Source organism: Cryobacterium sp. W22_MBD10_FK3, assembly GCF_052113745.1.
In the GTDB taxonomy this organism is placed as follows: Bacteria; Actinomycetota; Actinomycetes; order Actinomycetales; family Microbacteriaceae; genus Cryobacterium.
Window position 1 is genome coordinate 43,614 of sequence record NZ_JBGQOH010000003.1, and the last position, 20,328, is coordinate 63,941.

Here is a 20,328-nt window from a genome sequence, read left to right on the forward strand (position 1 = left end):
CTTCGTAGGGTGGTGAATCGGTCAGCGGTGGGTGATCCGTCGGAGCCAGGTGTCGTGGACGGGCCGTTGCTGTTCGCCCTGCTGGGCGCCGAGCACGATCAGAATCAGCGTGACGGCTGGGGTGACCCACTGCAGGACGCGTTGTTGGGTCTGCGCTGACGCCAACTCGTCGGAGGTTTCGTCCGCGGGCTCTGTAGTGCCCTCGACGGCTTCTTCGGCGCGCGCTGCCATCTTCATGCCCAGCACTCCCGAGTACACGGTGGCCCCGACGGCGACCAGGGTGAGGCCCAGCTTGACCCCGGTATTCACTCGCCCTTCGGGCTGAGTGGCCAGCCTCCCTGCATTGCCGACGATCAGGCCCACGCCGCCGACGCCGTGCGCGGCGATGGCAACCCACTGCACGGGAGCCCAGCGCTTCCACCCCACGCTGGACACAGTGAGCCGTTCGCGGGCGGATCTGACGGAGGCGGCGGCACCGTTGAGCCCCACCGCGCCCATGAGCGACCCGCCGAACCAGGTGGCCAAACCGACATCGTGCAGGCTTCGAACCAAAGTGTTTCGTGACGACATGTGCGTACTCCTCATCATGGTTGGTCAGATATGACTGGGACGGTTTCTGACGGAGCGCGGCGCGTAGCCGGTGCGAAGTGCTGCGACCGGAACGCTTACCGGCCCCGACAGGCTGACTCCGCGATGGTAGGTCGATGGATCGATTTGGGCAACCGGCGTTGCGCCTAACGCCGCTCGCTACGGGGGTGCGGTCAGCCGCGGGCCACGGCTTGGTCGAATTCGCCGCCGGTGGGCACGATCTCCTTGCCCAGCGGGGCGAGGGAGATGGGCACCATCTTGAAGTCGGCGATGCCCAGCGGGATGCCGATGATGGTGATGCACAGGGCGATGCCCGAGACGATGTGGGCGAGGGCCAGCCACCAGCCGGCGAGGATCACCCAGATGACGTTGCCGAGGAACGAGAACGCTCCGCTGGAGGGCTTGTCGACGACCGTGCGACCGAACGGCCAGAGCGCGTAGAGGCCGATGCGGAACGACGCGATGCCCCACGGGATCGTGATGATCAGGATGCAGAGCACCACGCCGGCGGCGACATAGCCCAGGAAGAGCCAGAAGCCGGAGAGAACGAGCCAGATCAGGTTGAGGATAGTGCGCACGCGGGAAGACTACCGCAGAGTGATGGGCGGTCGCGGGGCGCGCCATCCACTCGCTGCACAGCCGCAGACACCACCCCGATGGGTGGCCCATTTTTGCTAGTCGGGCGAGCCTCCGCACTAGCAAATTCGGGCCAGTCACCCAAGCGCCTGCGATGAGTGGCCCATTTTTGCTAGTCGGGCGCGCCTCCGCACTAGCAAATACGGGCCAGTCACGGCGGGGCGGGCAGTCACGGGGGCGGGGCGGGGCGGCGGTCGCGGGGCGCGCCATCCACCCGCCGCAAAGCCGCAGACACCACCCCGATGGGTGGCCCACTTTTGCTAGTCGGGCGAGCCTCCGCACTAGCAAATTCGGGCCAGTCACCCAAGCGCCGGCGATGAGTGGCCCATTTTTGCTAGTCGGGCGAGCCTCCGCACTAGCAAATTCGGGCCAGTCACGGCGGGGCGGGCCGTCAGGGGGGCGGGCAGTCGGCGGGGCAGGGCGGGGCGGCGGGGGTGCACAAGACCCGCCTTCGACCGGGATCGAAGGCGGGTCGGTGATGCGGGGAGTTAGATGACGGCGCGGGTTTCGCGGGCGATCTCGAGCTCCTCGTTGGTGGGGATGACGAGCACGGTGACGCGCGAGGCATCCGTCGACACGACGCGAGCGACGCGGGAGAACGGGTCGTTCCTGGCCGGGTCGATCTCGATGCCGAGGCCCTCGAGGCCGCGCAGGGCGCCCTCGCGGATGATGCCGGAGTTCTCGCCGACACCGGCGGTGAAGACGATGACGTCGAGGCCGCCGAGCTGGGCGATGTAGTTGCCCACGTAGCCCCGGATGCGGTGGTAGTAGACGTCGAGCGCGGCCTGGGCCACGGCGTCGCCGGCCACGGCGGCATCTTCGACGTCGCGCATGTCACCGTTGCCGGTGAGGGCGAGCATGCCGCTCTTCTTGTTGAGCAGGGTGTCGAGGTCGTCGATCGACAGGCCGGCCTTGCGGTGCAGGTGGAACAGCACCGCGGGGTCGATGTCGCCAGAGCGGGTGCCCATGACGAGGCCCTGCAGCGGGGTGAGGCCCATCGAGGTGTCGATGGACTTGCCGCCGTCGACGGCGGTCGCGGACGCCCCGTTGCCGAGGTGCAGCACGATGGTCTTCAGCTCTTCCAGCGGGCGACCGAGGAACTCGGCTGCGGCCTCTGAGACGAACTTGTGCGAGGTGCCGTGGAAGCCGTAGCGACGGATGCTGTGCTCCGCGGCGAGGGCCGGGTCGATCGCGTAGGTGTACGCGGCCGGCGGCATGGTGAGGTGGAACGAGGTGTCGAAGACGGCCACGTGCGGCACGTCGGGGAAGTTCATGCGGGCCGCGACGATGGCCTGCACGTGTGCCGGGTTGTGCAGCGGGGCGAGGTCGGCGAGGTCGCTGATCTGCTGCTGCACGGCGTCGTCGATCACGGTGGGGCCGGTGAAGATGGCTCCACCCTGCACGACGCGGTGGCCCACGGCGATGAGGTTGGCGTCGGAGAGCTGCGGACCGTGCTCGGCGAACGCCGCGATCATCACCTCGAAGCCAGCGGTGTGGTCGGGGATCGGCAGGTTCTGCTCCTGCTTGCCCGTGCCGGCTGCCGCGTTGGTGTGGCGGGCGTGACCCACGCCGTCACCGATGCGCTCGACGAGTCCGCCGGCCAGTTCGGTTTCGGTGTCGATGTCGATCAGCTGGTACTTGAACGACGACGAACCTGAGTTGATGACGAGGATGGCGGTCATACGGCTGCCACCACCGCTGCGAGCGATGCGGCCTGGATGGCGGTGATCGCCACGGTGTTCACGATGTCCTGCACGAGTGCTCCTCTGGAAAGGTCGTTGATGGGTTTGCGCAGGCCCTGCAGGACGGGGCCGATCGCCACGGCGCCAGCGCTGCGCTGCACCGCCTTGTAGGTGTTGTTGCCGGTGTTGAGGTCGGGGAAGATGAACACGTTCGCCTTGCCCGCGACGGCGGAGTCCGGCATCTTGGCGGCGGCCACGGCGGCATCCGCTGCGGCGTCGTACTGGATCGGACCTTCGACGGCGAGGTCGGGGCGGCGTTCGCGAACGATCGCGGTGGCCTCCCGCACCTTCTCGACATCCGCGCCGTTGCCGGAGACACCGGTGGAGTACGACAGCATGGCGATGCGCGGCTCGATGCCGAACTCGATGGCCGTCTCCGACGCCGAGATGGCGATGTCGGCGAGCTGCGCGGCGGTGGGGTCGGGGTTGACCGCACAGTCGCCGTAGACGAGCACCCGGTCGGCCAGGGCCATCAGGAACACGCTGGAGACCACGGACACGCCGGGGCGGGTCTTGATGATCTCGAAGCTCGGGCGGATGGTGTGCGCGGTGGTGTGCGAGGCGCCGGAGACCATGCCGTCGGCCAGGCCCAGCTGCACCATCATCGTGCCGAAGTACGAGACGTCGGTGACGACGTCGCGGGCCTGGTCGATGGTGACACCCTTGTGGGCGCGCAGGCGTGCGTATTCCTCGGCGAACTGCATGCGCAGCACGTCGTCGAACGGGCTGACCACGGTGGCGCGGGCGATGTCCAGGCCCAGGCCGATGGCGCGCGAGCGCACCTCGAACTCTTCGCCGAGGATGATCAGGTCGGCCACGTCGCGGGCCAGCAGGGTGGCGGCGGCGCGGAGGACCCGGTCGTCGTCGCCCTCGGGCAGCACGATGCGCATGCGGTTCTGGCGGGCACGCTCGAGCAGGGTGTACTCGAACATCAGCGGGGTCACCACGTCGGCGCGGCTCACCTTGAGCCGGTCGAGCAGCGCGGCACCGTCAACGTGCTGCTCGAACAGCGCCAGGGCGGTGTCGTGCTTGCGCTGCGAGTCCGCGGCCAGGCGGCCGCGGGTGTGGGTGATGCGCAGGGCCGCTTCGTACGAGGCCAGGCTGGTGCGGATGATCGGCACCGACGGGGCCAGGCCCTGCATGAGCTGGGCGATCGACTCGGGCAGGTCGAACCCGCCGACGAGCACGATGCCGGCCAGCGACGGGAAGGTGGCCGAGGAGTTGGCCATCAGGGCGGCGAGCAGCACCTCGGGGCGGTCGCTGGGGATGACGACGACTGAGCCCTCGGTGAGGTGCGGCAGCACGTTGACCATCGACATGGCGGCCACGACCACGCTGAGCGCCTCGCGGGAGAGCAGCTCGGGGTCACCCTGCACCAGGGTGCCGTGGGTGGCTTCGAGGATGGTCTTCATGCTCGGGGCCACGAGGAACGCGTCTTCGGGGATGGCCCAGACGGGCACAACGGCGGCGTGCAGGGCATCCGACGCCTCGGGAGTGTTGTCGACACCCTCGCGCACCGCGGCGATGAGGCCGTTGAGGTTGGCGGGGTCGGCGCGGTTGACCACGACACCGAGCAGCGACACGTGCTCGGAGGCGAGCTCGGTGAGGGCCACATCGGTGAGCTGGCGGATGTCGTCGCTGGTGCGCGGCTGGCTCTGGCCGAGCTGGTCGCTCTGGTTGAGCCCCTCGCCCTGGCCGAACGCCACCCGGCCGGCGAGCACGAGCAGCACCGGAACGCCGAGGTTCGCGGCGATGCGGGCGTTGTACGCCAGTTCGGTGGGGCTGCCCACGTCGGTGAAGTCGCTGCCGATGACCACGACGGCGTCGCACTGCGCTTCGACGGCCTTGTAGCGGGCCACGATGCGCGCGAGCGCGGCATCCGGGTCGGCGTGCACGTCGTCGTAGGTGACGCCGACGCACTCGTCGTAGCTGAGCGCCGGCTGCGCGACCGGGTGGTCGCCGACGGGCTTGCGCGCCTGCAGGTGATTGAGCAGGAGTTCGAGCACATAGTCGGGCTTGTGCTTGGACCGAGCGATGGGACGGAAGACGCCCACCCGCTCGATGGAGTGCAACAGGGTGTCGAGAACGCCGAGTGCGATAGTAGATTTGCCGGTATTTCCCTCGGCGGAGGTGATGTAAATGCTTCGAGCCACGGTTATACGTTATCCCCGCCGGTAGTGTCTAGCGCGCGCACAGCGGCTGCTGCGGCATCGTTCCCAGCCCATACCCAGTCGGTCACCTCGGGAATGTCTTCCCCGTGATCGCGGGTGTACTGCCGGGCACGCAGGCGGGCATCCTGCATCTGCTGGCGAAGCAGTCCGGCACGGGCTCCGAGTCCGGGCACCCGGTCGATGACATCCATCACCAGGTGGTACCGGTCGAGGTCGTTGAGCATGACCATATCGAACGGCGTCGTCGTCGTTCCGTTCTCCTTATACCCGCGAGCGTGCAGGTTGCCGTGGCCATGGCGCTTGTAAGTGAGGCGGTGGATGAGCCACGGGTACCCGTGGTAGGCGAAGACAATCGGCTTGTTGGCGGTGAAGTAGGCGTCGAACTCCCGGTCGCTGAGACCGTGCGGGTGGTCGTCTTCGCTCTGCAGGCGCATCAGGTCGACCACGTTGACCACGCGCACGCTGAGGTCGGGCATGGCCTCACGCAGGATGGCGGCGGCGGCGAGCACCTCGAGGGTGGGCACCTCGCCGGCGGCGGCGAGCACCACGTCGGGTTCGGTGCCGGGCACCTCGGTGCCGGCCCACTCGAAGATGCCCAGGCCCCGCTCGCAGTGCGCGACGGCCTGGTCCATGGTGAGCCAGTTCGGTGCGGGCTGCTTGCCGGCGACGACGACGTTGACGTAGTCGACGCTGCGCAGGCAGTGGTCGTAGATCGACAGCAGCGTGTTGGCGTCGAACGGCAGGTAGACCCGCACGACGTCGGCGCTCTTGTTCACGACGTGGTCGATGAAGCCGGGGTCCTGGTGGCTGAAACCGTTGTGGTCCTGACGCCAGACGTGTGAGGAGAGCAGGTAGTTCAGGCTGGAGATGGAGCGGCGCCACGGGATCTCGCGGGTGACCTTGAGCCACTTGGCGTGCTGGTTGAACATCGAGTCGATGATGTGGATGAACGCTTCGTAGCAGTTGAAGACGCCGTGGCGGCCGGTGAGCAGGTAGCCCTCGAGCCAGCCCTGGCACTGGTGCTCGCTGAGCATCTCCATCACCCGGCCGGCACGGGCGAGGTTGGTGTCGCCGGGAACGAACTCGGCGTTCCACTGCTTGTCGGTGGCGGCGTAGACCGAGGGGGCGAGCCGGTTGGATGCTGTCTCGTCGGGCCCGAAGATGCGGAAGTTGTCGGGGTTCTCGCGGATGACGTCGGCCATCCAGATGCCGAGCACCTTGGTGGCCTCATCGACGGTGGCGCCGGGACTGGGCACATCCACCGCGTACTCGCGGAAGTTGGGCAGCTTGAGGTCGCGGCGGAGCAGCCCGCCGTTGGCGACCGGGTTGGCGCTCATGCGCAGGTCGCCGTGCGGGGCGAGGGCGGTGATGTTGGCGGCGGGGGCGCCGGCCTCGTCGAAGAGCTCCTCCGGCCGGTAGGACTTGAGCCAGGACTCGAGTACGTCGGTGTGCGACTGGGTGTCGCGGGCGTTGACGAGCGGCACCTGGTGCGAACGCCAGGAGTCTTCCACCTGCACGCCGTCGATGACGGGCGGGCAGGTCCAGCCCTTGGGGGTGCGCAGGATGATCATCGGCCAGCGCGGCCGGTTGGTGTCGCCGGCCAGGGCGGCGCGCTTGATCGCGGCGATCTCGTTGAGCACCTCGTCCATGGTCTGCGCCATGCGCTGGTGCACGGCGAGGGGGTCTTCGCCGTCGAAGCCGCCGGAGACGATGTGCGGGTTGTGGCCGTAGCCGCGCATCAGTTCGAGCAGTTCGCTCTCGGGGATGCGGGCGAGGATGGTGGGGTTGGCGATCTTGTACCCGTTGAGGTGCAGGATCGGCAGCACGACGCCATCCTGCAGCGGGTCGACGAACTTGTTGGAGTGCCAGCTGGTGGCCAGCGGGCCGGTCTCGGCCTCGCCGTCGCCGACGACGGCGGCCACGAGCAGGTTGGGGTTGTCGAACGCGGCGCCGTAGGCGTGGCTGAGCGCGTAGCCGAGCTCGCCGCCCTCGTGGATGGAACCGGGGGTCTCGGGCGAGGCGTGGCTGGGGATGCCGCCGGGGAAGGAGAACTGGCGGAACAGGCCCTTGATGCCGTCTTCGGACTGGTCGATGCCCGAGTAGATCTCGGAGTAGGTGCCGTCGAGGTAGGCGTTGGCGACCATGCCGGGCCCGCCGTGGCCGGGGCCGGTGATGTAGAGGGTGCTGATCTCGCGTTCGCGGATGACCCGGTTCAGGTGCGCGTAGAGGAAGTTGAGCCCTGGCGTGGTGCCCCAGTGGCCGAGCAGGCGCGGCTTGATGTGCGCCTTCTCCAGAGGCTCCCGCAGCAGCGGGTTGTCGAGCAGATAGATCTGCCCGACCGAGAGATAGTTGGCGGCCCGCCACCACGCGTCGACGCTGGCGAGAGCTTCGGCGCTCAACGCGTGCGGAAGGCGGCTGGGCCAGGTGAATGAGGCGGTGAGTACGGACGAGTCAGCCATGACTATCTCCAGGGTTTGGGGGCGGCAGTTGCGCCGTTCAAGTCTAGGAGCGCCATTTCGGGGGGAAGAGGGACGTTAGTCCCTGTGCCCAGCCGGCGACAGGGCTAGGCTTTCCGGTTCGAGGTTTCGCCACGATCCCCCCGTGAGCGGGGCGAGCGTGACGAGGGCGTAGACGGCCCCGACAACCAGCAGAACAGGCACCAGACCGGCCGCCGACACGGCGATGCCCGCACCGAGGGCGCCCAACGGCAGACCCAGAGAGACCCCGGTGGTCATCGCGCCGAGCACCCGGGCCCGCAGCGCCCGCGGCACCCGCTCGTAGAGCACCGTGGTGATCAGCGGGTTGATCGACCCGGCGGCCAGGCCGGCGAGGGCCAGCACCCCCAGCAGCACCGGCACCGGCACCGCGGCGGCCATGGCGAGGTAGGGCGGGGCGCCGGCGAGCAGGAACGAGACCACGAGCACCGGGCGGCGGGGCAGCCGCTGGCCCAGCCAGGTGAACAGCGCGGCGCCGGTGAGCGCGCCGAGCGAGAAGACGGCCACCATGAGGCCGAAGACCGCGCCGTCCGCGCCGACGGTGCTGGCGTATGCGGGCATCAGCACCGTGATGCCCGCAGCGTCGAAGCAGTTGGTGACCACGATCATCAGCACCAGGTTGCGCAACAGCGGGCGCTCGGCGAGAAACCGGATGCCGGCGGCGAAGTCGGCCCCATAGCCGCGCCACCCGGTGGGCAGCACGGCGTCGGCGGCGGTCTGCGCGGCCGCGGGGCCGGCATCCGCGTGCCTGGGCACACCCAGCCAGAGCAGCAGGGCGGACGCGGCGAAGGTGGCCGCGTCGATGAGCAGAGCGTTCAGCGGTCCGAGCCAGATCACGCAGACGGCGGCGACCGAGGCGCCGATCATGGCGGCGCTGCGCGACACCGCAGAGTGGATGCCGCTGGCCCTGGCGACGCTGATGCCGGCGGTGTCGGCCAGGTCGGGCACGAGCGCCGACTTGGCGGTGCTGCCGGGGGTGTCGAGCAGGCCGCTGAGGAAGACCAGGGCGAGCAGCACCGGGAACGGCAGGCCGGTGGTGGCGGCGAGCACCGGGATGAGAAGCATGGTCAGGCCGCTGGCGAGGTCGGCCACGATGGCTGCGGTGCGGAAACCGATGCGGTCGACCAGGACGCCGCCGAGGGCTCCCCCGACGATCACCGGCACGGTCGCGAAGACGCCGGCAACCCCGGTGGCGAGCACCGAGCCGGTCTCGTGCAGCACGTAGAGCGGAACGACGACGACGGTGATCGCGTTGCCGAGCAGGGAGAGGCCGTGGCCGGCGAGCAGGGTGATCAGGGCCAGCATCGGGTGGCGGGGAGCAGTTGGCTGCGGCACGGAGGCGGACGGCCCCGTCGGGACCATCCCGTTGGTCGGGCTCGTCGAGATCCCGGTGGTCGAGCGCGTCGTTGTGGCCCCCTCGTTGGTCGGGCTTGTCGAGACCCGGAGACCCTCCCCGCCGCTCACGCGCGCCGGCTCGCGTGCACGATGAACTGCACGGCCTCGGCTCCCGGCCGGCCGCGATCGCCTGCGGCGTGCCATTTCTGCAGCACGGCGTCGAGTTCGGCGCTGGCCTCGGAGAGCTGGGCCACGGTGAGATAGGCCACGGTGTCGCCGCCGGTCGCCGCGTCGACCCACTCGCGGGGCTGCACCTGCTGGGCGTCGACCGAGGCGTGCAGCGCGGCCGCGTAGACATCGGCCACCTGGTGCAGCATGGCCGCGGATGCCAGGCGCTCGTCGGCGGGGGCATCCGCGGGGCTCGGTGTGATGCGGGTGGCGTCGTGCGCGGCCCGCCACCAGTGCTCACGGCGGTCGGCGGCCAGCTCGGGCGCCTCCTGAACAAAACCGAATTCGGCGAGTTTGCCCAGGTGGTAGCTGAGGGTGCCAGGGGCCTCGTCGACGAGGTCGGCCAGAGCCCCCACGGTGCGGGGGCCGTCGATGCGCAGCTCGCCGAGGATGCGCAGGCGCAGCGGGTGCGCGAGGGCGCGCATCTGCTTGGCGCTGGTGACCGAGACGGTGGCGGGGTGTGCGGGCCGGGCGTCAGGAGGGGGCATGCTCCGAGTGTAGATACACAAGAACTCTTGTGCAATGACTCTTGTGCGCTTGTGTTTGCGCGTGCGTGTTTGCGCGCGTTTTTGTGAGTGTGCTCGCGCGCTTTCGGGCAAAGTAAAACTCCTCGCGCACCCACCAGAGCCCAGTTACCCTTGCTACGTTTCCGTCCTGGGGGAGTTGGCTGAGATAGCGCCACGCGAGGAGCCGTTGCCAGTTTAGGGCGTCCAGGCCCCGTGCCCAAACCCGGCTGTGACGAGACGTGTCACTCGGGTGCCTCAGAAGCAGGTAAGATTTTCCCTGGTCGTTGTCTTCACGAATCGACCGGCTCAGGAGAATTCGCCTAGTGGCCTATGGCGCACGCTTGGAAAGCGTGTTGGGTGAAAGCCCTCGGGGGTTCGAATCCCCCATTCTCCGCAAGTGAAACGCCCGCCTTTTCAGCGGGCGTTTCGTCTTTAACGCCCAACTGTTGCCGAAGCGGACAAATGGTCCCGGTGCGCCGGGTGCAATTGTCCGCACGGGCAACAGTTGTTGCGGGCCGGGCGGGTTGACCTCAAGGGCGGTAGAGGTTCTACGATCACTCTCGTGCCCTCTGCCCCCGCGACCCTACCCCGCCCGGCCTCCATCTTCGGCCGCGAGTACATCTGGGTGACCGTCGGCATCCTCGCGCTGATCTTCCTCGCCGCCTTCGAGGCGCTGGCCGTGACCACAGTGATGCCCACCATCAGCGCCGCGCTCGACGGCGACGCGCTGTACGCGCTGGCGTTCTCCGGTCCGCTGGCCGTGGGCGTGGTGGGCATGGTGGCCGCGGGCAACTGGGCAGACCGCTCGGGGCCGGTGCCCGTTGTGCTCACCGCCGTGGTGCTTTTCGTGGTGGGCCTGGTGATCGCCGGCACCGCCGCATCCATGCCCGCGTTGATCGTGGGCCGGCTGGTGCACGGGCTCGGCGGCGGTGCGCTGAGCGTGTCGCTGTATGTGGTCGTTGCCCGGGTCTACCCGCAGCGGATGCATCCGGCGATCTTCGGCGCCTTCGCCGGCGCCTGGGTGGTGCCGTCGCTGATCGGGCCGTTCATCGCCGGTGTGGTGGCCGAGTACACCAGTTGGCGGTGGGTGTTCCTCGGTGTCGTGGTGCTGGTGGTGGCCGCGATGGGGATGCTGCGGCCCGGGCTGGCGATGATCGCGGCCTCCGAGGCCGAACGGGTGGCTGGGGCTCGGGAGCCGTGGCGCATCTCGCGCACGCTGTGGTCGCTAGGCGCGGCGGCTGCGGTGCTCTGCGCGTCGCTGGCCGCGCAGTTGCCCGGCGCGCTGCTGTGGGTCGGCACCGCGGCCGCGTTCGTGCTGGCCGGGGTGGCGCTGCGGCCGCTGCTGCCCGTCGGCACGCTCAGTGGGCGCCGGGGCCTGCCGGTGGTGATGAGCATCCGCGGTCTGGTGTCGGGGGCGTTTCTCTCCACCGAGGTGTACCTGCCGGCGCTGCTGACCGGCGAGTACGGGCTCTCCCCCGCGCTGTCGGGGCTGGCGCTCACCGGCGCCGGCATCACCTGGGCGCTGGCCTCGTGGCTTCAGGGGCGCTATGCCACGGCGCTCAGCGACCGCGGCAGCATGCTGCTCGGCACCGTGTTGCTGTTGATCGCGATCGCCGCATCCGCCCTCACCAGCGCGCTGGCGCTGTCGCCGCTGATCGCCATTCTCGGCTGGGCGGTCGCCGGAGCCGGCATGGGCACCCTGGTGCCCCGGCAGAGCGGCCGGGTGCTGCGCTTGTCGGCCCCGGAACAGACCGGCTTCAACTCCTCGGCGCTGCTGATCGCCGACTCCATCGGCTCCGCGCTGGCCCTCGCGGCCACGGCCGTGGTGTTCGTGGCCTTCGCCCCGCTGGGCGGCACGGCCACCTACACGGCCTCGTTCGCGCTCTCGGCGCTGCTCACTGTCGGCGGGCTGCTGCTGGTGGGCCGGGTCGGGCACGACGCGCCGCCGGCGGCTGCGTCGGCTGCTGCGGCTGCTGCTGCGTCGCCCGCGGCGGGGCCGCCCGCCTGAGTCGCCCGCCACGGTCCCCGGCAGCAACTGTTGCCGAAGCGGACTAATGGTGCCGGTGCGCCGGGTGCAATTGTCCGCACCGGCAACAGTTGCGCGGCCGGATGGCTCGCACGGCCCAACGCGAGGCGCATCCGCGCCGCGACCCTGGGCATCCGCAGTACCGCCGCGGTCTCGCTCGTGCACGCCGAGCCGGCTCCAACTGTTGCCGAAGCGGACTATTGGTGCCGGTGCGCCGGGTGCAATTGTCCGCACCGGCAACAGTTGTGGGGCCGCGGTGTCGATTTCGGGCTGGCCCGGTCGTCATAGGAGTGTCAGTATCAATCACGCGTGAAAGGACAGCTCATGCAATATTCACTACTCGTCATCAGCCAGGAGTCCGGCGACGCCGGGATCTCCGAAGAAGACATGGAATGGGGCCGGGCGGCCTTCGACGCCTACGGCAAGGCGCTGGATGCGGCCGGAGTGCTGGTATCGGCCGACATTCTGCAGCCCGTCGCCGCGTCGACAACGGTGTCGCTGCGCGATGGCGCCCTCCAGATTCAGGATGGCCCGTTCGCCGACACCAAGGAGCGCCTCAACGGCACCTTCGTGATCGAGGTGCCCGACCTCGACGCCGCCATCGACTGGGCCGGCAAGTGCCCCGCCGCCCAGTACGGCGCGATCGAGGTGCGACCGTCGGCGATCGTCTTCACCGACGGCGAATGGCGCCTCCAGACAGCCTGACCGCGCGGGCGCGGGCGGAGCTCACCGCCCGCGCCTCGTACGGGCGCCTGCTCGCCGTGCTCGCCGCGCCCACCGGCGACATCCCCGCCGCCGAGGATGCGCTCGCGGATGCGTTCGAACGCGCCCTCACCACCTGGCCGCGTGACGGCGTGCCGGCCAACCCGGAAGGATGGTTGCTCACCGTGGCGCGCAATCGGCTGAAGGACCTGTGGAAGTCGGCCGCAGTGCGGCTGCGCGCACCCCTCGGCGACAGTGCAGGCGACAGCGCGGCGGAGAGCGGGCGGACGGACGCGGCCGCCGACGACCGGGCGCCCCGAGACACCCGCACTGTGGGACTCGACGCGCTCGAGGCCCTCGACGCCGATGCGATCCCCGACAAGCGGATCGAGCTGCTGTGCGTGTGCGCGCACCCGGCGATCGATGCGGGCATCCGCACCCCGCTGATGCTGCAGACCGTGCTCGGCCTGTCTGCGGCAGCCATCGCGGCCGCCTACGCGGTGCCCGAGCAGGTCATGGCGCAACGGCTGGTGCGGGCCAAGCGGCGTATCCGCACCACACGCATCCCGTTCGTGCTGCCGTCGCTGCGCGATCTGCCGCTGCGGCTGCCCGCCGTGCTCGAGGCCGTCTACGGCGCCTACGCGATCGACTGGTCGACCGCAGACCCGGATGCCCGGCACACGCCGGACTCGCTGGCCGGCGAGGCGCTGTACCTGGCCGAGACTCTCGCCTCCCTGCTGCCCGACGAGCCGGAGGTGCTCGGCCTCGCCGCGCTGCTGGCCCTCTCGATCGCCCGGCTGCGTGCGCGCACGACGGCCGACGGCGAGCTCGTCGCCCTCTACGACCAGGATCCGGCGCTCTGGGACGCCGCACTCATCGGGCGCGGGGAGCGCTACCTGCGCCGCGCCCAGCCGCTGGGCCGGCTCGGCAGGTTTCAGCTCGAGGCGGCCATCCAGTCGGTGCACTGCGACCGCGCGCGGTCGGGGGTGACGAACTGGGCGGCGCTGAAGACCCTGCACACCGCCCTGGTGCGGTACTCCCCCACCGTGGGCGCCCGGGTGGCGTTGGCCGCGGTGATCGGCGAGGTCGACGGGCCGGGTGCCGGGCTCGGCGCGCTCGATGAGGTGGCCCGGGAGCAGCCCAACGCCGCCGGGTTCCAGCCGTTCTGGGCCACGCGGGCGCATCTGGCGGCCGAGGCCGGCCGGCTGACGGATGCCCGTGCCGCGTTCGCCCGCGCCGTAGACCTGGCCGGCGACGAGAGGCTGCGCGCGGCGTTGCGGCACCGGGCCGAGTCCCTGCCGCCCGGCTGAGCCGCGCGACGGGCTGGCGAGGTGGGGCGGTGGACTGGCACGGGCACGCCGCGGGGTCTCGACAAGCCCGACCACCGAGTGGGAACGTACCGCGGGCACGTCGCGGGGTCCCGACGGTTTCGACGCGCGGCGCATCCGCAGCCAAGTGTTACCCGAGCGGACTTTGGCGTCCGGCACACCGGCCGCAGATGTTTGCTCGGGGAACAGTTACGGGCGGGGCTCGTCGCCGACGTGGCGGCGGGGGCGGGGCGGCGGAGGCGGCGGCACCTCTTTGGCGGCGACGACCTCGGCGAGCGCGAGCTGCAGCGTGCCGCGCTTGGTTTCCACCGTGCAGTGCGTGGTGTCGCAGGAGCGCAGGTAGCCGAGCGCATCCGTGTAGCCGCCGGGAATGCGCGTGCGCACCACGACGCGCGTGCCCAGCTCTGCGCCGGCAAGGAACTCGACAGCGCCATTCACGGCAACCGGCTGAACGATTCGACGCGCTCGGTCTGGCCGGCGACCAGGATGATGTCACCCTCGAGAATCACGGTCTCCATGGTGGCGTAGCTCCAGCCCTGGCCGGCCCGGTGGAATGCGGTGACCGTGACCCCGTGCACCGTTCGCACCTTGGTCAGGCTCAACGGCTTGTCCAGGATCTCCCTGGGCGGGGCGGTCTTCACCAGCGCGAAGTTCTCGCCGATGTCGATGTAGTCCTGCATCACCCCGCGCACCAGGTGCGCGACGCGCCGGCCCATGTCCTTCTCGGGATAGATCACGTGCTTGACGCCCAACTGGCGCAGGATTTCGCCGTGCGGTTCGCTCACAGCCTTGGCCCAGATATTGGGGATCCCCAGTTTGATCAGTAACGACGCCGTGAGGATATTGGCCTGGATGTCGCCGCCGATGGCGACCACAACGCTGCTGAACTCCGGCACAGACAGTTGCCGAAGGGTCTCCTCCTTTGTGGAGTCGGCCCGCACCACGTGGGTGAGCAGCCGGTTGTGCGCCTGCACGATTTCCTCGTCGCCGTCGATGCCGAGCACCTCGGTGCCGCTCTCCATGAGTTCCAGGGCGAGGGCGCTGCCGAACCGGCCGAGGCCGATGACCACCACGGAGGCCTCCTCGGCCATCCTGGCGGGTTGGCGCTGGCCGAACAGCGAATACGACGACGACCTGAACTTAGCCAATGATGGGCCTTTCCTTCGGGAGTTCGTAGGCTACCGGGTGCTCCCGCAAGGCGAGGGCGGATGCGAAGGTGATCGGTCCAAGCCTGCCGATGAACATCAGCAGAATCAGGATGACCTGCCCGGCCGGCGGCAGCCCGGCCGTGATGCCCGTGGACAGCCCGACGGTGCCGAATGCGGAGATCGTCTCGAACAGCAGCACATCAAGGGTGAGGTCGGTGAGCACCATCAGGATGGCCGTGGATGCCATGACGACGAACACGGCCAGCAGCACCACCGAGATTGCCTGCCGGTGCACCGCCCGCGAGAGCCTTTTGCCGAACACGTTCACCACCCCGTCGCCGCGGATCTCGGCGAGGAGGATGAAGTAGAGCACCGCGAAGGTGGTGATCTTGATACCGCCGGCGGTGCCGGCCGGGCCGCCTCCGATGAACATCAGCACGTCCATCCCGAGCAGGCTCGCGGAGTCCATCGCCCCGATGTCGACACTGTTGAACCCGGCGGTGCGGGTCTGCACCGACTGGAAGAAGCCGACCAGGACCTTCGCCGGCCAGTCCAGCGGGCCCAGCGTGGCCGGGTTGGACCACTCGACGGCGGTGATGTACACGGTGCCGGCCACCAGCAGGGTGATCGTGCCGGCGAGCACGATGCGGGTGTTCATGCTCCACAGCAGCGGCGAGCGCAAGTGCTTCCGCAACTGCACGATCACCGGGAAGCCCAGCCCGCCGAGGATCACCGCGGCCGCGATCGGCAGGCAGATGAACGGGTCGACCGCGTAGGTGATCAGGTTGTCGCTGAACAGCGCGAAGCCGGCATTGTTGAACGACGACACCGAGTGGAACACCCCGAACCAGATCGCCCGGCCGAGCGGCTCGCCGTATCCGAACAGAAAACGCAGGCTGAGCAGCACTGCCACGACGCCCTCCACCACCAACGAGATGGTGACGACCCCGAGCACCAGACCCTTCACGTCTTCCAGGCCCACACTGCGCACTTCGGATGCGGCTGTGACGCGGGAGCGCAGCGACAACCGTCGCACCACGGCCAGCCCGATCACCGACGCGAAGGTCATCACGCCGAAACCGCCGACCTGAATGAGGAGCAGAATCACAACCTGGCCGAACGGGGTCCAATAGGTGGCCGTGTCGACCACGGTGAGCCCGGTCACGCAGACCGCGGAGGTGGCGGTGAAGATGGCTTCGGCGAACGACGCGCCCCCGGGGCCGACCTTGGCGATCGGAAACGAGAGTAGTCCGGTACCGATCAGGATGGTGATGGCAAAGCCCAGGGCTACCGCCTGAGCGGGGTGCAGGCGGAATTTCGGCCGGACCAGGCCCGGTCCTGTCGTCGCCCGCGAGTTCACCTAGTCACTCTACGACGCCCGGATGGCCCCGAGCGTGCGAATTTCCTCGGCCTGTTCTATCGGGCCATACCCCCCAAACGGTGTCTACTGGGGGGTACCGGCATGGGGCATACTCTGTAGTACACCGGGTCAGGGGGACATGAGGGTGGGCAAAATCACGGGCACTGCTCTGCGTGCGCAGGTGTTGCGACCGCACGGGCATTTGCTGCGCCAGTCGACCCTGTCGATTCTGGCCTTCTTTGCGCCGGTTTTCGCTGTGCTCTTTTGGCTCACCATTCCCCGCGGCGAGTGGGTTCCGGTGCTCGTGGTGATGCTGCTGGTGATTCTCGCGGCCACGGTGGGCATCGTCGGGTTTCTGCGCACCTGCGTCTGGGTCGACGACACCGGCATCTCGGAGCGGGGCTTCTTCGGCCAGGTGACCAGCTTCTCGGTCGATCAGGTCGCCAGCGTCGTGGTGCTCGAGCTGTACCAGAGCGGTGCCATCGACACGCATCCGCAGTTGTTCGTGACCGGCGCAGACGGTGGTCTCCTGGTGCGGATGCGCGGACAGTTCTACTCGCGCGGCGCGATGGATACCGTCGCAGACGAGCTGGGCGCCCCCGTGGTGCGGGTGCCGGATCCGATGACCCTCACCGAGCTCAACCGGCTACGGCCCGAGCTGCTGTACTGGTTCGAACGCCGGATCACCGGCCGGGCACCGCAAAACCCCGAGCCCGGCGCCGATCTGGGCCGATAGCGCCGATCAGCCGGCCGCCGGGCCGGCCGCATCGGCGGGCCCGGCAGCATCCGCGGGGCGGGCAGCATCCGCGGGCCCGGCAGCATCCGCGAGGCCGGCAGCGCGCTCGATCGGTTCGTCGGTGAAGACGTAGTCGTTGTCCGCGTTCAACTCCGGCCGCAGAGCACGCCCGAACGCCTTGGTGAAGACCAGCCTGGATTCCTCCCGGCGGCGAGCGGCCCCGACCGGATCGTCGGCCCGGAGCTGCTCGAAGTCCACGTCGAGCGGCCAGAGCTCCAGCGCGTGCCAGGCCGGGGCCGGTTGCCCGGCGAGCGCCCGCAGCACTCGCGGGGAGGTCAGGCTCCAGCGCACCTCGAACCTGTCGCTGCGGTCGCTGCCCGAGATCACGTCGTCGAGCCGGCCGTAGAAGTCGGGCAGGAAACCGGTGATCTCGGCGCCGAGCTTGAGCAGGTTGAAGTGCGCGTTGCGGCGGATCAGGGGATCGAAGGTCCAGCGCATCTCGGTGATGCCCTGCTCGAGGCAGAGCGCCCGCTGAAACAGCTTGAGGGCGTAGCCCACCCCGCCACCCCGGTGCCAGGGCACCACCGCGGCCATGTGGGAATGCAGGTGGATTCCGCCGGTCCAGCCCAGGAACCCCAGCGTCGCCCCGACCGGCTTGCCGTTCTGGGTGGCCAGCAGCACGGTGTTGCCCGCGAAATCGAGCGCCAGCAGCATCGCCCGGTCGGGGCTGCGCCCCAGGCCCCAGGTGCGTTCGAAGAGCCCGATGACGTGGGCAAGGTCGCGCGGTTCGGCCGTGCGCACCGACACCGCGGCCGATGCCGCGGCGAGAGCGGCAAGGCGGTACGCCTCGGCCACGACCTGCTCGTCAACACCCATGCCACGAGTACACCACAGGACGGCATGCGAATCGAGAGGCCGGTGCCGACGGGCGCGCAGGCGGATGCGCGGGCCCGTCTAGTGGCCGCGGCCGGAGACCTTGTCGGCGAAGGTGGCCAGGGGTGAGGTGCCGCTGCGGCGGCTGAGCTCGGCCCGGTCGGCGCGCGTGTAGGCCTGGTACAGCGCGGTCACGGCCAGCCAGCGCAGCGGCTCCGGCTCCCAGTTGCGCACCCGGTGGTTCACCCAGGGCAGCACGGTCAGCGCACTCTGCCGGCCCAGGATGAGGTCGGTGAGCGTGCGGCCGGCCAGGTTGGTGGTGGCCACGCCGGTGCCCACGTAGCCGCCCGCCCAGGCCAGACCGGTGCGCGGGTCGAGGCCCACGGTGGCGGCCCAGTCGCGGGGCACACCCAGCACGCCGCTCCAGGCGTGCTCGAGTGGCGCATCCGCGGTGCCGGGGAAGAACCTGTGCAGGATGCCCGCGAGGGCCTGAACCGTGCCGGCCGGGGTGTGGCCGTCGGAGTCGGTGCGCGAGCCGAACCTGTACGGCACCCCGCGGCCGCCGATCGCGATGCGGTCATCCGCGGTGCGCTGGGCGTACATGTAGGCGTGCGCCATGTCGCCCAGGGTGGCCCGGTCCGCCCAGCCGATGCCGGCCCAGGTTGCGGCGTCGAGCGGCTCGGTCACGATCAGCGACGAGTTCATCGGCAGCCAGGCCCTGTGCAACCCGACCAGCCCGGCGGTGAAGCCCTCGGTGGCCCGCACGATGAACTCGGCCTCCACGGTGCCGTGCGGCGTGAGCGCGGCGTGCGGGGTGATCTCGGTCACCCTGGTGTCGTCGTAGATCTCCACACCCAGCTCCAGCACCGCGCGGGTGAGGCCCGCCACGAGCTTGGCCGGCTGGATGCGCGCGCAATGCGGGTGCCACATGGCGCCGGTCGAGCCGGCCACGTTGATGCGCGCGGTGGCGTCGGCGGCGGAGAGGAACTCGACATCCGTGTGCGGCCACTCGTTCTCGGCCCGCACCGCGGCCTCGAGGCGCTGCTGCTGCGGCCGGTCGTAGGCCACGGTGAACTCGCCGCCCTTGACGATGTCGGCGTCGATGCCCTCGAGCGCGGCGACCCTGATCACCTCGTCGACCGTGTGGTTCATCGCGGCCTGGAAGCCTGCGGCCGACTCCCTGCCGTGGCTTCGCAGGTACTGCTCCCGCCCGCCGGTGACCGAGTTGGTGAGCCAGCCGCCGTTCCGGCCGGAGGCGCCGTATCCGGCGAACCGTTGCTCGAGGATCACGACGCGCAGCTGCGGGGCGGCCTTCTTGAGGTAGTAGGCCGCCCACAGGCCCGTGTAGCCGGCGCCGACGATGCACACGTCGGCGCGAGTGGAGCCGGGCAGCGGCGGGCGCGGGGTGGGCCGGCCGATCTGGTTCCACCAGAAGGAGACGTCCCCGTTGATCATGCGCGCACCACTTTCGTGTCGACTTCGATACTGCGATCATCGCGCATCGGACCGGGGACAGTGGCGAACACCGCCGGCATTGGCCGCGAATCGCGGCGCCCGCGGCCGCAGTCGAGCGTCGCGGTCAGCGCAGGCCGGACCCCTGGAAGGAGAGGCCGGGCGCCTTCGCCTGCCGGGTCACGTCGAACCGGGCGCCGGCGGGGTTGCTGGGCATCAGCGTGAAGACCAGCAGGATGACGGCCCCCACGAATGGGATCAGGCCCAGGAAGGCGAACCAGCCGGAGAAGTTGGCGTCGTGCAGCCGGCGCACGAGTACCGCCAGGCTGGGCAGCAGCACGCCGATGAACACGATGGGTCCGAGCAGCATCGGAACGATCTCAAGGTTGTGCGCGGGGTCGCCGTACATATTGGTTCCGGTGGGGATCAACGGCAGCACGCTGAGCATCACGACGATAATCCAGATCAGCAGGGCGAACCACCAGTATTCGCTGCGCGGCGCCCGGCCGGTGAAATCGGTGTACTTGCGGAAGACGGACGCGATTGCGGCGGCGGGTGTCAACATGGGGTCTCTTTCGTCGGCTCCAATGAGTCGGCGCAGGCCGACAGAGGCCTTGCACCCCCTCGTTCAGGGTACCGGGCGCAGCTTGCGCCGGCCTACTGGAAGAGAAACAAGAGCGACGTGGCACCGACGGTGATGGCGATCAGCGACAGGATCAGCACCCAGGTGATGCCCTTGAGGCCGCCGCGCATCTTGCCCATGAACCCCACCGGGCGGCCGTCGTAGTCGTCGTAGTCATCCATGGGGCGACTCTAGCGTCGCCGGTCGGGTGCGAGCTGTGCGGGCCGCTAGGCCAGCGATTCTAAGGCGAGCTCACCCGCCGCACCGGCGCTTCCGGCGCAGGCCGCGGTGGGTGCGGACGACTTGCCGCAAGATGCCCCTTCGACACCCCCGAAGGGGCACTTTGCGGCATCTCGGTGCGGGCGCCTGCGCCGACTTGC

18 protein-coding genes, 1 tRNA gene and 1 other RNA gene are annotated in these 20,328 nt (G+C 69.6%); 5 read left to right on the top strand and 15 right to left on the bottom strand.

Going from position 1 to position 20,328, the window contains the following annotated elements:
* Positions 1-21: 21 nt before the first annotated feature.
* From ACEN2M_RS04855 to ffs, 8 genes are all read right to left on the bottom strand, one after another.
* Positions 22-570 (bottom strand): hypothetical protein, encoded by a 549-nt coding sequence (locus ACEN2M_RS04855; protein ID WP_441647010.1) that lies wholly within the window; start codon positions 568-570, stop codon positions 22-24.
* A 191-nt stretch (positions 571-761) separates the two neighbouring features.
* The gene (locus ACEN2M_RS04860; RefSeq protein WP_441647011.1) at positions 762-1,166 is read right to left on the bottom strand and encodes a YccF domain-containing protein; all 405 of its coding nucleotides are present in this window, start codon (positions 1,164-1,166) and stop codon (positions 762-764) included.
* A gap of 546 nt (positions 1,167-1,712) precedes the next feature.
* Positions 1,713-2,906: an acetate/propionate family kinase gene (locus ACEN2M_RS04865; RefSeq protein WP_441647012.1), complete on the bottom strand. Its 1,194-nt coding sequence runs from the start codon at positions 2,904-2,906 to the stop codon at positions 1,713-1,715.
* A complete protein-coding gene (pta, locus tag ACEN2M_RS04870; protein ID WP_441647013.1) occupies positions 2,903-5,119 on the bottom strand; it encodes a phosphate acetyltransferase in 2,217 nt (738 codons plus the stop codon). The genes ACEN2M_RS04865 and pta overlap by 4 nt, the downstream gene beginning before the upstream one ends.
* 2 nt (positions 5,120-5,121) lie before the next feature.
* Positions 5,122-7,596 (bottom strand): phosphoketolase family protein, encoded by a 2,475-nt coding sequence (locus tag ACEN2M_RS04875; RefSeq protein ID WP_441647014.1) that lies wholly within the window; start codon positions 7,594-7,596, stop codon positions 5,122-5,124.
* A 75-nt stretch (positions 7,597-7,671) separates the two neighbouring features.
* Positions 7,672-8,967, bottom strand: coding sequence for an MFS transporter (locus ACEN2M_RS04880; protein WP_441647015.1), 1,296 nt, complete (start codon positions 8,965-8,967; stop codon positions 7,672-7,674).
* Positions 8,968-9,092: 125 nt separating this feature from the next.
* A complete protein-coding gene (locus ACEN2M_RS04885; protein WP_441647016.1) occupies positions 9,093-9,683 on the bottom strand; it encodes an ArsR/SmtB family transcription factor in 591 nt (196 codons plus the stop codon).
* Positions 9,684-9,793: 110 nt separating this feature from the next.
* Positions 9,794-9,890: signal recognition particle sRNA small type (ffs, locus tag ACEN2M_RS04890), an RNA gene on the bottom strand.
* A gap of 120 nt (positions 9,891-10,010) precedes the next feature.
* Here ffs and ACEN2M_RS04895 point away from each other — a divergent pair.
* From ACEN2M_RS04895 to ACEN2M_RS04910, 4 genes are all read left to right on the top strand, one after another.
* Positions 10,011-10,095 (top strand) — tRNA-Ser (locus ACEN2M_RS04895).
* Positions 10,096-10,263: 168 nt separating this feature from the next.
* Complete coding sequence (locus ACEN2M_RS04900; protein ID WP_441647017.1) at positions 10,264-11,709, top strand: MFS transporter; 1,446 nt, start codon at positions 10,264-10,266, stop codon at positions 11,707-11,709.
* A 342-nt stretch (positions 11,710-12,051) separates the two neighbouring features.
* Complete coding sequence (locus ACEN2M_RS04905; RefSeq protein WP_441647018.1) at positions 12,052-12,432, top strand: YciI family protein; 381 nt, start codon at positions 12,052-12,054, stop codon at positions 12,430-12,432.
* Positions 12,411-13,739, top strand: a complete 1,329-nt coding sequence (locus ACEN2M_RS04910) for an RNA polymerase sigma factor (RefSeq protein WP_441647019.1) — start codon at positions 12,411-12,413, stop codon at positions 13,737-13,739. The genes ACEN2M_RS04905 and ACEN2M_RS04910 overlap by 22 nt, the downstream gene beginning before the upstream one ends.
* A gap of 207 nt (positions 13,740-13,946) precedes the next feature.
* On the opposite strand, the gene ACEN2M_RS04915 is transcribed toward ACEN2M_RS04910, so the two are convergent.
* Genes ACEN2M_RS04915 through ACEN2M_RS04925 form a run of 3 tightly spaced genes read right to left on the bottom strand, consistent with a single transcriptional unit; the run spans position 13,947 to position 16,265 of the window.
* On the bottom strand, positions 13,947-14,195 hold the full coding sequence (locus tag ACEN2M_RS04915) for a putative acetyltransferase (RefSeq protein ID WP_441647020.1): 249 nt from the start codon (positions 14,193-14,195) through the stop codon (positions 13,947-13,949).
* Positions 14,192-14,905 carry a potassium channel family protein gene (locus ACEN2M_RS04920; RefSeq protein ID WP_441647021.1) on the bottom strand — a complete coding sequence of 238 codons (714 nt, stop codon included), beginning with the start codon at positions 14,903-14,905 and terminating at the stop codon, positions 14,192-14,194. Before ACEN2M_RS04920 ends, ACEN2M_RS04915 begins: the two co-directional genes overlap by 4 nt.
* A complete protein-coding gene (locus ACEN2M_RS04925) occupies positions 14,898-16,265 on the bottom strand; it encodes a TrkH family potassium uptake protein (RefSeq protein WP_441647022.1) in 1,368 nt (455 codons plus the stop codon). The genes ACEN2M_RS04920 and ACEN2M_RS04925 overlap by 8 nt, the downstream gene beginning before the upstream one ends.
* Positions 16,266-16,410: 145 nt before the next feature.
* Here ACEN2M_RS04925 and ACEN2M_RS04930 point away from each other — a divergent pair, with 145 nt between their 5' ends.
* The gene (locus ACEN2M_RS04930) at positions 16,411-17,001 is read left to right on the top strand and encodes a hypothetical protein (protein WP_441647023.1); all 591 of its coding nucleotides are present in this window, start codon (positions 16,411-16,413) and stop codon (positions 16,999-17,001) included.
* A gap of 6 nt (positions 17,002-17,007) precedes the next feature.
* Here the strand turns inward: ACEN2M_RS04930 and ACEN2M_RS04935 are convergent, their stop codons facing one another.
* The 4 genes from ACEN2M_RS04935 to ACEN2M_RS04950 all read right to left on the bottom strand — a co-directional run bounded on the left by ACEN2M_RS04935 (position 17,008) and on the right by ACEN2M_RS04950 (position 20,130).
* Entirely contained in the window at positions 17,008-17,877 is an 870-nt protein-coding gene (locus ACEN2M_RS04935; protein WP_441647024.1) for a GNAT family N-acetyltransferase, read from the bottom strand.
* Positions 17,878-17,955: 78 nt separating this feature from the next.
* Positions 17,956-19,329 (bottom strand): NAD(P)/FAD-dependent oxidoreductase, encoded by a 1,374-nt coding sequence (locus ACEN2M_RS04940; RefSeq protein WP_441647025.1) that lies wholly within the window; start codon positions 19,327-19,329, stop codon positions 17,956-17,958.
* Between the two features lie 124 nt (positions 19,330-19,453).
* Entirely contained in the window at positions 19,454-19,891 is a 438-nt protein-coding gene (locus ACEN2M_RS04945) for a DUF805 domain-containing protein (protein WP_441647026.1), read from the bottom strand.
* 92 nt (positions 19,892-19,983) lie between these two features.
* Complete coding sequence (locus tag ACEN2M_RS04950) at positions 19,984-20,130, bottom strand: hypothetical protein (protein ID WP_441647027.1); 147 nt, start codon at positions 20,128-20,130, stop codon at positions 19,984-19,986.
* Positions 20,131-20,328: the final 198 nt, after the last annotated feature.

What these genes read in the sequence shown, in the direction of transcription:
- ACEN2M_RS04855 (WP_441647010.1), bottom strand. Translation starts at nt 570, where the DNA reads ATGTCGTCACGAAACACTTTGGTTCGAAGCCTGCACGATGTCGGTTTG.
- ACEN2M_RS04865 (WP_441647012.1), bottom strand. Translation starts at nt 2,906, where the DNA reads ATGACCGCCATCCTCGTCATCAACTCAGGTTCGTCGTCGTTCAAGTAC.
- ACEN2M_RS04875 (WP_441647014.1), bottom strand. Translation starts at nt 7,596, where the DNA reads ATGGCTGACTCGTCCGTACTCACCGCCTCATTCACCTGGCCCAGCCGC.
- ACEN2M_RS04885 (WP_441647016.1), bottom strand. Translation starts at nt 9,683, where the DNA reads ATGCCCCCTCCTGACGCCCGGCCCGCACACCCCGCCACCGTCTCGGTC.
- ACEN2M_RS04905 (WP_441647018.1), top strand. Translation starts at nt 12,052, where the DNA reads ATGCAATATTCACTACTCGTCATCAGCCAGGAGTCCGGCGACGCCGGG.
- ACEN2M_RS04910 (WP_441647019.1), top strand. Translation starts at nt 12,411, where the DNA reads ATGGCGCCTCCAGACAGCCTGACCGCGCGGGCGCGGGCGGAGCTCACC.
- ACEN2M_RS04935 (WP_441647024.1), bottom strand. Translation starts at nt 17,877, where the DNA reads ATGGGTGTTGACGAGCAGGTCGTGGCCGAGGCGTACCGCCTTGCCGCT.
- ACEN2M_RS04940 (WP_441647025.1), bottom strand. Translation starts at nt 19,329, where the DNA reads ATGATCAACGGGGACGTCTCCTTCTGGTGGAACCAGATCGGCCGGCCC.
- ACEN2M_RS04945 (WP_441647026.1), bottom strand. Translation starts at nt 19,891, where the DNA reads ATGTTGACACCCGCCGCCGCAATCGCGTCCGTCTTCCGCAAGTACACC.
- ACEN2M_RS04950 (WP_441647027.1), bottom strand. Translation starts at nt 20,130, where the DNA reads ATGGATGACTACGACGACTACGACGGCCGCCCGGTGGGGTTCATGGGC.